Here is a 15,024-nt window from a genome sequence, read left to right as displayed (position 1 = left end):
ATCTTCCATGTTTAGCGGACTCGACGCCCGGTTCAATAAAGAGTCTACTTATTCTGACTGATAAGATTGAAACAAAAGGTAACCCCAATGTAACACGATTGTTACACTACACTTCTAGGCCTGTTGGGATATAGACTTTGACTTCCAAGCCACCTTGAGAGGAGTTGCGAATAATGAGATCTCCACCGTGTCCGTGCAGGATGTTTCGGCAGATCCCGAGGCCAAGTCCGTGTCCTTGATCATCCGTTGCTAGCCTAAAATAGGGTTCAAAAACCATCTCTAACTTGTCTTCAGGAATGCCATTCCCACGGTCTTGAATAGTCACGACAACCCAAAGCTCATCACCACTAACTTCCACGACAGCTGATGAACCATACTTAACCGCGTTGTCAATTAAGTTGGTCAGTACACGCTTAATCGCCAGTGGTTTCGCGACCAGTGGCTCAATGACGACCGGCTCAAACTCAACTTTTGTCTGATACTGGTTATGAGATTCAATAACAGAAAGTACCATTTCGTTGAGGTCAATAATGGCATTATTCTCGTGTAGATCGGTGTCTCTTACCGCTTGCAAAGCACCTTTGACCATCATCTCGAGCTCATCGAGATCTTTATTGAATTTGTCTTTCTTTACTTCACTCTCCAACAACTCTGCACGCAATCTTAGACGTGTTATTGGTGTCTTTAAGTCATGGGAGATCGCAGAAAAAAGGTGCTCTCGGTCGGCAACATAGCGACGAATCCGTTGCTGCATGCGATTAAAGGCTCGGGTTGCGGTGACCAGTTCAGTCGCCCCTTCTTCGTTTAGCGGAGGCTGCTGAATATCCATACTCATCTCATTGGCCGCCCTTGCTAACTTTTTCAGAGGACGCACTTGGCGACGAATCATCAAGTAAGTTAGAACCAGCAAAATAAGCGTTGAAGAAACTAAGAAGATCACCTGCTCTCTGCCAAGAATCGTATCGTCGAGTTTCACATATGGAGCAGGCAACAATGCCGCAATGTATACCCATTCGTGACTGGTCAATTCGATTTGTACAACCAGAATGGGTGGATTCAGCGGTTCTAACGTTAAAGTATGATGTGCCCAAGATCGCGGGAGATCGCTTAAGTAGATGTCGTTTTTAAGCAAGCGAAGGTGTTCAGGTCGAGAAAAATCTACCCGCACTGACGCCACTTTATTGAGTTTGCTACTCAAAACACTTTCTATCGCTTCAATCGAGGCTGTTTTTAAACGGGTATCGGGGATCGGTTCGACAATCAAAGCCTCTTTATTGAAAGAAACGAAGAAGCGCGTACCGCCCATATTCCGTATTTGATCCAGCACGATATGACGATATTTAACGGGTAGAGATTGGAAAAAAGTCACCGTTGAAGCAAACATGTTCGCCATGCTCGACGAGGCAGAACGAATTCCTTCCAGCTCTTTGTGTTTTGATTCGCTATACCATATAGACGTTGCGATGCCTTGAGCAATCACAACGGCTAACAACGTCAACAATAAGGTTCTTGCGACCAAAGAGTTTGGTTTTAATCGACTCAACCAGTTCATAGGAAATACTTCATTGGCAAGGTGTTCATTAACAGCACTTGATTATCAATGTTCATACTGAACCGGCACAGCAAGAATGTAGCCATTACCGCGCATGGTTTTGATGTAGTGAGGATATTTACCACTGTCGCCCAATCGGCTTCTCAGGCGGCTAAGCTGTACGTCAATGCCACGTTCAAAAGGCAGCGCTTCACGGCCTCTGGTAGCGAAAGATATTGTGTCACGGTCGAGAACTTCGTTAGGACGAGTTAAGAACAACATCAACAAAGAAAAGTCACTGCCCGACAAGTCCATCTCTTCTGAGTTTTCGTTGTGATAGATTCGGTGCGCGAGCGTATCGAGCGTCCAATCACCAAAAATAATCTGCTTTGGCAATGCATCACTTGGCTTGTCGTCCACCACTTGTACACGGCGTAATAGCGCTTTGATTCGAGCCATTAACTGACGAGGACTAAACGGCTTCGCGATGTAATCATCTGCACCAATTTCTAAGCCGATAATCTGATCGGTTTCATCCGATACCGCTGTCAGCATAATGATAGGCACATTGGATTGTTTTCGGACTCGCTGACACAAGGTAAAACCGTCGTCACCGGGGAGCATCACATCAAGCAGAATCAGGTCTGGATAACCTTGGTTTTGCAGATGAGTTTCGAGTTCAACACCATCTCCCACCGAAGAAACATCGAAACCCGATTTTGTGAGGTACTCTTCCAGCAGCTCGCAGATTTCTTGATCATCATCCACCACGAGAATTCGAGTATTTGTTGGCATCGCCCAAACCTATTAAATTTACAACTTATTCACATAGTGTATAGGCTGGCCGATTATTTGATTATTGACATGTTTGTAAAGTTAGACGAACAAACAGATAAAGATCACATCTTAGTGACCTCTACCTGTACTTAGCGACTCAAAGAATCATAGAAGGTTAAGAGGAACAGCTGATTTCCATTGCTTTGCCCCACTCAGGCGGCAAGGCAGCAAGATGTTCGTAGTCAGGATGTTCCGCATAAGGGTCTGCCAGCACCACCATTAGTGCATCAATATCGCTGCTATCACCGCGCTCAGCTTTATCTATCGCAAGCTGGGCTAGGTAGTTTCTGAGGATGTATTTCGGGTTTACTTGTCGCATCTTTTCACAGCGCTCGGCCACTGAACTCTCTTCCAATTCACAGCGTTGCAAGTAGTTATCCACCCATAGCTTTGCGGCCTCGCGGTCGATAACCAAATCAATCACGTCTTGCGGCAGCAATGTATCTAGGTTCGATAGCGTTCTAAAGAATCTTGGGTAATCGACTTTGTTTTGCGACATCAGCTCGAACATAGATTCAAACAAGCGACTGTCACCTTCGTGTTTCGAAAGCAATCCTAACTTACGGCGCATCAGCTGACTGAAATAACCGTTCATTTGTGGTTCGTACTGTTCTAACGCGGCCTCTAAATCGGCTTTATCCACCAGCGGAGAAAGAGAATGAGCCAGTGCCGACAAATTCCATAATCCAATTCTAGGCTGCTGATTAAAGGCATAACGACCTTGATAGTCGGAGTGATTACAGATCAAGCGAGGGTCATATTCATCTAAGAAGGCGAACGGGCCATAATCGAAGGTTTGCCCTATGATCGACATGTTATCGGTGTTCATCACCCCATGAGCAAAACCATTCGCTTGCCACAGCGCGACCATTTCCGCAGTGCGATCAACAATCTGATTAAACATAGCAGCGTAGGGTTTGTCGTCATCGAGGCATTCCGGGAAGTGCCATTCGATGACTTTATCGGCCAATAATTTATGTTCTGCCAACTGATTGGTATAAAACAGATGTTCAAAGTGACCGAAACGGATGTGTGACTCAGCAGCACGCACCAGCAATGCGCCCCACTCTTGCTTCTCTCGATAAACGGGTGTGTCGCTAGTCATCATCGCCAATGCGCGAGTAGTTGGGATATTAAGCCCCGCCATCGCTTCGCTACATAGATACTCACGAACCGTTGATCGAATAACAGCACGACCATCGCCCATACGAGAATAGGGAGTTTTACCCGCACCTTTAAGGTGTAAGTCGAACGTTTCACCACTTTTCGCGACAACTTGAGCTAATAACAGCCCTCTTCCATCACCTAAATCGGGGTTATAAGAGCCAAACTGATGACCTGCGTATTTCATTGCTACTGGCGAGAATGGCTCAGGTTCAACATTGCCCGACAACGTCTCAAGCAATTCCTCTGAGGCGCCCTCAAATGACGGAAAGCCGAGTTCATCCGCAAGGTTATGGTTCCATGCGAGCCATTGAACATTGTTTAGCGGTGTAGGTTGAATTGGGGTATAGAACAATCGAGGTAATGCCGTAAATCGATTGTTAAATGAAATAGAATCCCAGACAGACATGAGAGATACACTGTAGATAAAAGATAACTTAAGATTATCACAGTTTCGTAACAACTTCAGAAGTGCGATGGCGCTTGTTTATAGAGGTAAGGTGATAAACCATTCCACAGGAAGAAGGTGGCGGCTTTAGGGGAAGAAGACGACTACGAGAAATGGCGACTAGGAGTAAATGACTAGGGGAAGCTTGCTAGAAGAGGATGACTAAGAAAAAGTTAAGTGGCTAGCCTGATGAGAAAGCCACATTTATAAGAGAAAGAGTTCTGACTTTGAAGACTTTTTAACAAGTGATTTCATAATAAAAACTAAAAATATAGAGCCATGAAGCTGACTACATTAGAGCAAGAATACCCAGAAGAGAAAGGGTAGAGAAAATCCAAGTTCGACTGATTACGCCAAAATTACTGTGTTGAATCATTTCTTGATGCTGCATATATCTCTCCTGAGAATGTGATGGTGTAACACCAATATATCGACTTTATGCCGATATCAGCAAGCACATTAATATTAACCTTTTATTACAGCCTGAATAATTTTCTGTAACTATTCAGGCCTTTGATAAATTGGAAATTACGCTCTGCTTGTCGTAGAAAGCAGCGCCCCAGCACCGATAAAGACACCACCAGTCACACGATTAAAAACCTTGGCTCTACCTTTAGCAAACAACCAATTTGATGATTTCGCACCTAGGTAGGCATAAACCAGTAACCAAGATAATTCCATCACAACGAAGGTCAAAGCGAACACCACAAATTGAGGAAATAGCGCTATCGATGGGTCAATAAACTGAGGAAAAAGTGCGGTAAAAAACAGGATAGCTTTTGGGTTACTCGCACCAACAATAAAGCCACTGACATAATGCTGTGCAGCGCTTTCTTTAACAGGTTGAGAGCCGGCTTGTTGATTCGATAACTTGTCGTAATCTTGCTGACTCGATCGTAACGACTTCCAACCGAGATAAATAAGGTAAGCAGCCCCCGTCCACTTAATGATATTAAACACCACTTCTGACGAAGCAATGATCACCCCTAAACCGGTAAAAGATAACGTGAGGATTCCGGTAATGGCAGTCACGCTACCCAAGGCGGTAAATATCGATAACTTAAAACCAGATTGCACACCCTTAGTCATGCACAACAAAGAGCTTGGCCCCGGCGATGTCGTTAAAATCAGTACTGCCAACAAATAATAAATCCATGTATCAAAGGTCATCGCGAATTCTCCTTAACTCACTAAAACGACTAAATATTGAGCGCCAATATGTAATAGCTATTCATATTAAGCAACTAAATATTGATCACGTTCACTCTGTGCTGCTTACTTATCTCTTAAATTTCGGCAATAACAAAACGCCATGCATTGCTGCATGGCGTTTAAATTCAAACGTTTCAAATAAAACGTCTTATCAGGTTCTAACCTTAAGTTTCCAGCTTAATCTCCAAGCTAAATCCCTAAGCTAACGACTAACAGTAACCTAGTCTTTGTAGATAGAGAATTCGTCAGCGCAAGCCACTAGCTGCTCGCGAGTGATCATGAATACACCGTGACCACCGTTCGAGAATTCAATCCAAGTGAATGGAATCTCTGGGTACTGATCCATCATGTGAACCATTGAGTTGCCCACTTCACAGATAAGAATACCGTCGTCAGTTAGGTAGTCTGGTGCGTTAGCTAAGATGCGACGAACCAATTTCAGACCGTCAGTACCCGCTGCTAGGCCAAGTTCTGGCTCGTGAGTAAACTCATCTGGCAGGCTGTTCATATCTTCTTCGTCCACGTAAGGTGGGTTAGATACGATCAGGTTGTATTTCTCTTTTGGCAAGTCACGGAAAAGATCTGAACGGATTGGGAACACTTGCTGCTCCATGCCGTGATCTTGAACGTTCTGCTCTGCAACTTGCAGTGCGTCTGTAGAGATATCAATCGCATCTACTTCTGCGTCAGGGAATGCATGAGCACAAGCAATAGCAATACAACCACTACCCGTACACATATCCATGATGCGAGTTGGCTCTTCAATTAACCAAGGTTGGAATTGAGCTTCGATCAGCTCACCAATTGGAGAGCGAGGCACAAGAACGCGCTCATCAACGAAGAACTCAAGGCCACAGAACCAAGCTTTATTGGTTAAGTAAGCCGTTGGTGTACGCTCATTGATACGCTTGATTACGCGCTCAACAATACGCAGACGCTCGCTACTCGTTAGACGAGAGTTCATCACATGCGAAGGAACATCAATCGGCAGATAAAGAGTAGGTAAAATTAGTTGTACCGCCTCATCCCACGCGTTATCAGTGCCGTGACCATAAAATAGGCCCGCTGCGTTAAAGCGACTAACAGTCCAACGAATCACATCTTGAAGCGTGTGTAGTTCTGATACCGCTTCTTCTACAAAAATCTTATCCAAAATTGTCTCCGAAAAGCGCTACAATACTGCTAATTACGTTTCTAATTAGAATTCATAACCTGATGAGCAAAAAAGACACCGACTTCGATGACGATTTCGCCCTATTCAACGATGCAGTAAAGGGCGTTAAAAAGTTGCAACAGGATACCATAGTCCAGCAACCAAAAAGAAATGCCAAGCAAAAAGAAATTACTCGCACGGCAAGACAAGCCAGTGATAGCGAGTTTTATTTCTCGGATGAGTTCATTCCGCATCTTAGCGAAGAGGGGCCTACACGTTATGCACGCGATGATGTCTCTAAATATGAGGTGAAACGCTTACGTCGTGGTGTCTATGTACCGGATGTGTATCTTGATATGCACGGTATGACTCAACAAGAAGCCAAACGTGAACTTGGGGCTATGATTGCACACTGCGTGAAAGAGAGCGTAGCTTGTGCCTGTGTACAGCACGGCATTGGTAAACACATCCTTAAACAGAAAGTGCCTTTGTGGTTAGCGCAGCACCCAGATGTGATGGCTTTTCACCAAGCACCTTTAGAGTTCGGTGGCCATGGGGCGCTACTGGTTTTACTTGCTATCCCAGATAAATAGCCATCGACTTGCTCTTTATTCTAAAAAGTACGTCCAGCACCTTGTCGTTTGGTCGAAATAATCCGTTAGAAACAACAAAGAGCATCTCAATAATCATGAGGTGCCCTTAAATTTATCTTGAGGAAACGGGCTCAGCTATGGATTAATGTTCCAAAGCAACTCGCCTTTTTGTTTTTTAAGGTCGAATTCAATACACGCGAGCCCTGAGGTTGGGAACATAGGTGGCGCCATGCCCGTCGCAAATTCAGCCGTTAAATAGCCCACTAGAGGTAAATGAGAAACAAATAAAATGGTCTCTAGCTTTTCTACTTCAGCCATTGCTATGGTCAAATCAAACACATCGTCAGACATTCCGTAAGGCGTAATGTCATCACAGGTTTCTACTTTCTTTCCAGAAAACGCTTGAGATATTTCTAACCACGTTTCTTGTGCCCTTAAGTATGGGCTCACAAGCACTTTATCGAACTGGCTAAACCCTTGCTCATTTGCAGCTTGAGCTACCGCAAGAGACGCCATTTTACCGCGCTTCGTTAACGCACGTTCTGCATCCGAGTTAGCAAAATGTTCTGCTTCACCGTGGCGCATTATGAATATTTTCATGTTCAGTCCTGTCTACGTAACATTTCGAAAGTCGATATATCCCATATCAGCGATACGCTACTTAGCGTTTGGCTCTCAAACTAGAGAAACCGCAGTCTATATAAATAATTATATCAAGTCACTTGCTAAAGAGTTCGACTTTCTTAACAATCTTATTAAAAGAAAATAAATCACTGATAAAAATCGATAAAAGTGATTTAGAAGTCGCCAAAAAGCACTTCATATCCCAAAATATGATCGCGAGGTTTGCACCTTAAATCATCGCGTACATAATTTAAAAACCACCTTCTCTGGAGATGCATCTGTGCATTTAAGCCCTAATGATGAACATCAATACCGTTACGTAACATTGGATAACGGGTTGAGAGTACTGTTAGTTCACGATCAGAACGCTCAAAAAGCTGCAGCCGCACTCGCCGTTAATGTCGGGCATTTTGATGACCCTACAGACCGAGAGGGTTTAGCTCACTACTTAGAGCATATGCTATTTTTGGGAACTGAAAAGTATCCAAAGGTCGGAGAGTTCCAAAGTTTTATCAGCCAGCATGGTGGTAGCAACAACGCTTGGACAGGAACCGAACACACCTGCTTCTTTTTTGATGTTGAATTGAATGCCTTTGAAAATGCACTCGATCGCTTCAGCCAATTTTTTACCGCCCCCCTGTTCAACGAAGAAGCCTTAGACAAAGAACGCCAAGCCGTTGATTCAGAGTATAAAATGAAACTCAACGACGACTCGCGACGATTGTACCAAGTGACCAAAGAGTTGGTGAATAACAATCACCCATTCTCGAAGTTTTCTGTCGGTAATATCGATACGTTGGGTGACCAAAACGGCGAGACGATTCGACAAGAGATCTTAGCTTTCCACCAGCAGCAGTACTCTGCTGACTTAATGACATTGACACTGTCTGGCAATCAATCATTAGACGAGATGCAAAGTTGGGTTGAGGAGCGTTTTAGCTCGATCACCAACCACCAACTACAAGGCAAGAAGGTCGATGTACCGATTGTTGGCGAATTAAGCACGGGTGTACAAGTACACGTTAAACCGATCAAAGAAGTGCGCAAACTTATCTTAACCTTCCCAATGCCAAGCATGGATGAACACTACGGTATTAAACCATTATCGTTCTTTGCACACCTTATCGGTTACGAAGGCGAAGGCAGTTTGATGATGCAACTCAAAGAGAAAGGCTGGATTACTTCCCTCTCAGCAGGTGGCGGCGCAAGTGGCAGTAACTATCGTGATTTCACAGTCAGTTGCTCATTAACCATCGAAGGTTTAACCAAAACCGATAACATCATCCAAGCGGTGTTCCAGTACATTAAGTTGATTGAACAACAAGGTATTGAAGAGTGGCGTTACCTCGAAAAACGGGCTGTTTTGGAATCAGCCTTCCGCTTTCAAGAGCCCTCAAGACCACTTGATGTCGTCAGCCATCTCGTTATCAACATGCAGCATTACCAAGAGCAAGATGTGGTGTATGGCGATTACAAAATGTCGCACTTCGACGAAGAGTTACAACGTTCTCTGCTTCCTTACTTAACCGTCGACAACATGCGGGTCACCGTTGTTGCTCAAGGATTCGAATATGACAGAGAAGCGAAATGGTACTTTACGCCCTATTCGCTCACACCATTTAGCGCTGAGCAAATTCAATGCTTTACATGCATCAACCCCGGCTGGCAGTTTGAGCTCCCAAGTAAAAACCCGTTTATTTGCTATGACTTAGACCCTGCTGAGCTCGAAGGTGACGCTAAGCACCCACAACTGTTAGAAGAGCTGGACGGCTTTAAGTTATGGCACCTTCAAGACCATCAATTTCGAGTGCCAAAAGGTGTGGTGTATATCGCTATAGATAGCCCACACTCAGTTGCCACCCCGAGAAACATCGTTAAAACGCGCTTGTGTGTAGAGATGTTCTTAGACTCGCTTGAAAAAGATACGTATCAAGCTGAGATTGCTGGCATGGGCTACAACATGTATACCCATCAGGGTGGTGTCACACTTACTCTGTCTGGATTTAGCGAGAAACAGCCACAGCTGCTCAATATGATTCTTGAACGTTTCCAAGCACGCGACTTTAGTTCAATACGATTCGAAACGATTAAGCATCAATTGCTCAGAAACTGGAATAACGCATCGCAAGACCGTCCTATCTCGCAGCTATTCAATGCGATGACGGGAATCTTACAGCCAAATAACCCGCCCTATTCCGTCTTAATTGAAGCGCTGGAAACAATAGAAGTCGACGAGCTTTCTTCTTTTGTTCAAGCTATTTTGGCTGAACTGCATGTCGAAATGTTTGTGTATGGTGACTGGAAAAAATCCGATGCGAACAAGATGGCTGAAACGCTAAAAGATGCCCTGCGTGTTCAAGACCAAGCTTACGAAGAGTCACTGCGCCCTTTAATCATGCTGGGTGATAACGGTAGTTTCCAACGCGAAGTGGTGTGTAATCAAGATGATTCAGCCATCGTGGTTTACTACCAATGTTCAGATATATCACCTACAAATATTGCACTGTATTCATTGGCCAACCACTTGATGTCAGCCACTTTCTTCCACGAGATTCGTACCAAGCAGCAGCTAGGCTATATGGTCGGCACTGGTAATATGCCATTGAACCGACACCCAGGTATTGTGTTGTATGTGCAATCGCCTAATGCAGCCCCAGCAGATCTGTTGGCTTCAATAGACGAGTTCCTCAATGCCTTTTACATGGTATTGCTAGAGCTTAACGACTATCAATGGCACAGCAGTAAACGCGGTCTTTGGAATCAAATTTCAACGCCAGATACCACCTTGCGTGGTCGCGCTCAACGCTTATGGGTTGCGATAGGCAATAAGGATTTGGAATTCAATCAGAGGGATCGTGTGTTAGAAGAGCTCAAAGGTCTGACTCGCTCAGACATGATGCGCTTTGTGGTTAGCCAACTAAAACCTCGTACAGCGAATCGTCTGATTATGCATGCGCACGGCAATGCTCATAATGAAGAAGAGAAGTTGTCGGCAGGTGTTGAGATTGGCTCAATTGATGAGTTTCAGTTGCGTCCTAAAGACTGTGAGCTTGGTTAGTCGTTCTTATTAAAAAGATCAGAAGGTTGATGTGAAAGCATCAACCTTTTTTATTGAATGCAGCACAAGAGCAGATCTCCTATTACGCTCCTTCGTCGCTTTAGGAGATGACGGTAGTTTTGATTGAGTTGTGTTTGACCACTTTCCTAATCAACACAATAGCTTACTTGTTACATCTCAATCGTCATTCCAAAAAAGGAGAAACGACTGAGTCGCGAATCTCCTTCTTTTGCATACTCCCATAAAAATGAAGCCCGCATCAATTGCTTGATACGAGCTTTATAATCAAAGTGCTAGAAAATTACTAATAGAAAGAGTTACTTGTAGAAAGACTCATCCAACCCAGCACGTGTCAGTAGGCCATCACATGGCGCAAAACGATCACCGTACTTCTTAGCGAAATCGTTCATCATCTCTACCAGTGACTTAATACCGATTTGATCCATATAACGGAACGGACCACCTAGGAATGGCGGGAAGCCGATACCGAAAATAGCACCAATATCGCCATCTCGCGGGCTACGGATAATACCATCATCCAAACAACGAACCGCTTCGTTGAGCATAGGCAGTACACAGCGCATTGCGATATCGTTATCGCTTAGCTTAGGTTCAGGTTGCAGCTTAAGCAGCTTGTAAACTGACTTATCGACTTCCTTCTTTTTACCTTTGTAAGTGTAGAAACCTTTGCCTGTCTTACGGCCTTTACGGTTGTCATTCAAAAGAATGTCGAACACATCAGGGCCTTGGAAACGTTCGCCTAATTCATTAACCAAAATCGGGATGATCTTCGCACCGATATCAACACCCACCTCGTCTAACAAAGTAATTGGGCCAACCGGGAAACCGAAATCCAACAATGTGCTGTCGAGCTTTTCAATCGGCTCATTTGCCAATAACAGATGCGCCGCTTCATTCATGTACGGAGCAAGGATACGGTTCACGTAGAAACCTGCCGTGTCTTTAACAACAATCGGCGTTTTACCTTGCTTCTTCGCTAATGCAACAACCGTCGAAATAGTCTCTTCTGACGTTGTTTCATGAGGGATGACTTCTACTAGCGGCATTTTTTCTGCTGGGCTGAAGTAGTGAAGACCGACCACGTTTTCTGGTCGTTGCGCCTTCTCTGCAATCTTATGAATTGGCAATGAAGACGTGTTGGTCGCGAAGATAGTACTAGGCTTGGCATTGGCTTCAATGTCCGCAACCATTGATTGCTTAAGGTCAAGATCTTCAAATACCGCTTCAATCACCACATCAGTATGGTTAAAGCTTGTAAAGTCGATACCACCAGAAAGCTGAAGCATCTTACTTTCAAGGCCAGCTCGGCTCAGGATACGACGTTTACGCTGCTTATCGAACAACTTGTAGTTGTAGTTAAGCGCATTGAGCACACCTTCATTAGACACATCTTTAATACGAACCGGGACTTTCGCTTTAGCAACACTGACGTGGCTGATACCAGCGCCCATTAGACCGCCACCTAGCACACCAACACGCTTAACCGCTTTCGGTTCTGCGTCTGCGCCGTGTTCTTTTTTCATTTCAGTCGTTGCAAAGAAAATCGAACGAAGGGCTTTGGATTCTGCGGTCATCACCAATTCAGAGAAACGCTTCGCTTCGTACTGAAGACCTTTATCAAAGCCGTTCTCTAAGCCATAACGAATCACATCAAGAATCGCATCAGCGGCTGGGTAATTACCGCGTGTTTTCTGATTGGTCTTCTTTGAAGCCTGTTCAAAAATAACCTTGCGACCAAGACCCGTACGTGAAATTAGTTTTTCTTTGGCCGAAGCTTGGCTTTTAGACGCCAAGCGCTTACCTTTTTTCCCGCCTGAGTTCTTTTCAACAAAGCTCTTAGCAACTTCCAGCAAGATAGTTTCTGGCACACAAGCATCCACGACACCTAGCGATTTCGCTTTTTTAGCGCGCAGTTGCTTACCCGTAAGAATAATGTCAAGAGAAGGCAGTAAACCGATAAGACGAGGAAGACGTTGCGTACCACCAGATCCGGGTAACAGACCAAGTTGGACTTCTGGCAAGCCAAGGCGAGTCTTGTCTGAGTCTGTACATACACGGTAATCACACGATAGTGCTAGCTCTAAGCCACCACCTAAACATGGACCGTGAATCGCTGAGACAACAGGATAAGGCAAATCAGAAAGCGCTTGGAACATCTCTTGCCCCTGACGAGCGAGAGATTGTGCTTCATCAGCCGTTTTGCAGGCATCAAGCATTCGAACATCAGCGCCAGCAATAAAATTATCTGGCTTCAATGAATGAACGATTAAGCCTTTAACTCGGCTTTGCTTTTCCTTCAACTGCTCGAAGATTGCTTTCATTTCTTCGGCAAACGCCGCTTGTAGCGTGTTCATTTTTTCGTTTGGTACATCGATCGCAAGCCATGCAATATCTTGGTCATCGATAGTTAAAGAAAACGCGGTCGCCGGTTTTACGGCTTCATCGTTTGAAACCGTCTTATCACTTTTAGATACAGTCACTGGCTTTGAATCCGTTTTTTTGACTGCTTTCTTTTCTTTTTTCACATCAAGAGTCATAGACATTATTCCACCTCCAAGATCATTGCTGCACCTAAGCCACCAGCCGCACAAGCAGTATTCAGTGCTAGGCCACCACCACGACGTTTAAGTTCACGCAGTGTCTGAGTCATCATACGCGCGCCAGTCGCTGCAAACGGGTGTCCGTAAGCAATTGAGCTACCCAACACGTTGAACTTCTCCATATCAATCTCACCGATCGCTTTGTCACGGCCAAGATTCTTCTGAGCAAATTCATCGCTTGCGAACATTTTGACGTTAGCCAGAACTTGAGCTGCAAACGCTTCGTGCATCTCGATAAGTGTTAGATCTGATAATTCTAGTCCTGTGTTCTTCAATACTTGAGAGGTCGCGTACGTCGGCCCCATCAGCATATCCGTTTCAACACCAATCGCTGAGAACGCGTAACCACGAATGTAACCAAGCACTTCTAAGCCTAGCTCTTTCGCTTTTCCTTCGCGCATCAACATCACTGCGGCACCGCCATCGGTAAGAGGCGTGGCATTGGCTGCCGTTACACTGCCGTATTGTCTGTCGAATGCAGGGCGCAATTTAGCGTAACCTTCAACCGTCGAGTCGTGGCGAATGTTGTTGTCTTCTGCTAGGTACTTTTTATAAGGCGCGGGGAATGCCGTCATCACTTCGTCTTTAATCTTGCCTTCTTTCCATGCTTGAGAAGCCAAAGAGTGAGAACGGTGAGCAAGTGCATCTTGAGCTTCGCGAGTAATACCATGTGTCTTAGCCATCTGCTCAGCAGTTTGTCCCATAGACAAACCTGTCGAGTATTCTGCGACTGCTGGTGGTACTGGCATCAAATCTTTGACTGAAAATGTTTTAAGAATCTTCAGTTTTTGACCTATGGTTTTCGTTTTACTCAGTGCTAATAAATTCGCCGCTAACTTTTTCGAAACACCGATTGGCAATACAGAAGAAGAATCCGCGCCGCCCGCAATACCAACATCAATAGTGCCAGCCATAATGCTCTCGGTCACGTTGACTGCAGCTTGGAAGCTAGTCGCACATGCTCGCGTCACACTGTAGGCATCAGTATTAATGTCCATACCTGTACCCAGCACGATTTCACGTGCAATGTTCGGAGCTTCTGGCATTTGCACTACTTGGCCGAACACGACTTGTTCGATAAGCGCAGGATCGACATCAGTTCTTGCAAGCATTTCGCTCACCACCATTTTGCCTAGGTCAACCGCAGGCACTTGGCTAAATTCTGTGCTCTGACGAGCGAATGGGGTTCGTAGTCCAGCGACAACGGCAACACGTTCTCCAGAACGCGTTTTGACTTCCTGTTTGCCCATGGTTTCTCCTTAAGGTTAAGAGGTCTGACCTGAAGCATTGTAAACAAGTTGTTAATTAAATCAAACAGGCGTTTAAATAAACGTGATACGAGTATCCCACTGCTTGAAAATCTAACTGAACATTCAGGCGAACCTTTTTGAGGGAAAGGTTGTCGTAAGATACTAAACTATTGCAAGCAAAGCTGTTATCGCTATGTAAGGGATGTTTTTCTTAAGGCAAAAAAAAACCACACAAAACTGTGTGGTCGGAATGTATATAAAGCAATTAACTTAACGCCAATTGAAATAATCAGTTTCCTGATTAGGAGAAAGTAAAGTCAGCCTTCAAAAGGAAGTGTCGTCTTGCTCAACATGCTAGCCACGAATGACTAACTAGACGACAAGGTGTACTATAGCGTTTTCGAGGGCTTAAATTTTGAAGTAGATCAATTTTAATGTGATTTTACGACTTCCTGCCGACGTTAGCCCTAAAAACGAAACAGCATATATAACGAAGCACAACGTATAGAAGACAGCTATACGCAGAGCAATTA

At 44.6% G+C, this 15,024-nt stretch carries 10 protein-coding genes; 2 read left to right on the top strand and 8 right to left on the bottom strand.

All coding sequences use genetic code 11. The features are described from left to right. Window positions 1-106: 106 nt before the first annotated feature. The 5 genes from AB6D80_RS08805 to prmB all read right to left on the bottom strand — a co-directional run bounded on the left by AB6D80_RS08805 (window position 107) and on the right by prmB (window position 6,345). Window positions 107-1,552, bottom strand: a complete 1,446-nt coding sequence (locus tag AB6D80_RS08805) for an ATP-binding protein (RefSeq protein WP_012603466.1) — start codon at window positions 1,550-1,552, stop codon at window positions 107-109. Window positions 1,553-1,597: 45 nt separating this feature from the next. After that, a complete protein-coding gene (locus AB6D80_RS08800; protein WP_102582666.1) occupies window positions 1,598-2,326 on the bottom strand; it encodes a response regulator in 729 nt (242 codons plus the stop codon). 157 nt (window positions 2,327-2,483) lie between these two features. After that, complete coding sequence (locus AB6D80_RS08795) at window positions 2,484-3,941, bottom strand: protein adenylyltransferase SelO (protein WP_372188320.1); 1,458 nt, start codon at window positions 3,939-3,941, stop codon at window positions 2,484-2,486. A 567-nt stretch (window positions 3,942-4,508) separates the two neighbouring features. Next, window positions 4,509-5,150, bottom strand: a complete 642-nt coding sequence (locus tag AB6D80_RS08790) for a LysE family translocator (protein ID WP_372188318.1) — start codon at window positions 5,148-5,150, stop codon at window positions 4,509-4,511. Between the two features lie 262 nt (window positions 5,151-5,412). Further along, the gene (gene prmB / locus AB6D80_RS08785) at window positions 5,413-6,345 is read right to left on the bottom strand and encodes a 50S ribosomal protein L3 N(5)-glutamine methyltransferase (RefSeq protein ID WP_009848509.1); all 933 of its coding nucleotides are present in this window, start codon (window positions 6,343-6,345) and stop codon (window positions 5,413-5,415) included. A 62-nt stretch (window positions 6,346-6,407) separates the two neighbouring features. Between prmB and smrB the strand changes: the two genes are divergently transcribed. Then, a complete protein-coding gene (gene smrB / locus AB6D80_RS08780) occupies window positions 6,408-6,938 on the top strand; it encodes an endonuclease SmrB (RefSeq protein WP_009848510.1) in 531 nt (176 codons plus the stop codon). A 135-nt stretch (window positions 6,939-7,073) separates the two neighbouring features. Here the strand turns inward: smrB and sixA are convergent, their stop codons facing one another. Beyond that, window positions 7,074-7,538 (bottom strand): phosphohistidine phosphatase SixA, encoded by a 465-nt coding sequence (gene sixA, locus AB6D80_RS08775; RefSeq protein ID WP_371707233.1) that lies wholly within the window; start codon window positions 7,536-7,538, stop codon window positions 7,074-7,076. A 304-nt stretch (window positions 7,539-7,842) separates the two neighbouring features. On the opposite strand from sixA, the gene AB6D80_RS08770 reads away from it, so the two are divergent. Next, entirely contained in the window at window positions 7,843-10,620 is a 2,778-nt protein-coding gene (locus AB6D80_RS08770) for an insulinase family protein (protein WP_371995690.1), read from the top strand. A gap of 317 nt (window positions 10,621-10,937) precedes the next feature. Here AB6D80_RS08770 and fadJ read toward each other — a convergent pair whose 3' ends face one another. Together fadJ and fadI are read right to left on the bottom strand one after the other, a co-directional pair. Beyond that, window positions 10,938-13,184, bottom strand: coding sequence for a fatty acid oxidation complex subunit alpha FadJ (gene fadJ / locus AB6D80_RS08765; RefSeq protein ID WP_372188317.1), 2,247 nt, complete (start codon window positions 13,182-13,184; stop codon window positions 10,938-10,940). Next, window positions 13,184-14,491, bottom strand: coding sequence for an acetyl-CoA C-acyltransferase FadI (gene fadI / locus AB6D80_RS08760; RefSeq protein WP_009848514.1), 1,308 nt, complete (start codon window positions 14,489-14,491; stop codon window positions 13,184-13,186). Before fadI ends, fadJ begins: the two co-directional genes overlap by 1 nt. Between the last annotated feature and the right edge of the window lie 533 nt (window positions 14,492-15,024).

Source organism: Vibrio sp. 10N.247.310.17, assembly GCF_041466605.1.
Classification (GTDB): Bacteria; Pseudomonadota; Gammaproteobacteria; order Enterobacterales; family Vibrionaceae; genus Vibrio; species Vibrio tasmaniensis_A.
The sequence above is the reverse complement of the archived record's forward strand: the minus strand, read 5'-3'. Positions and strand labels throughout refer to the sequence as shown.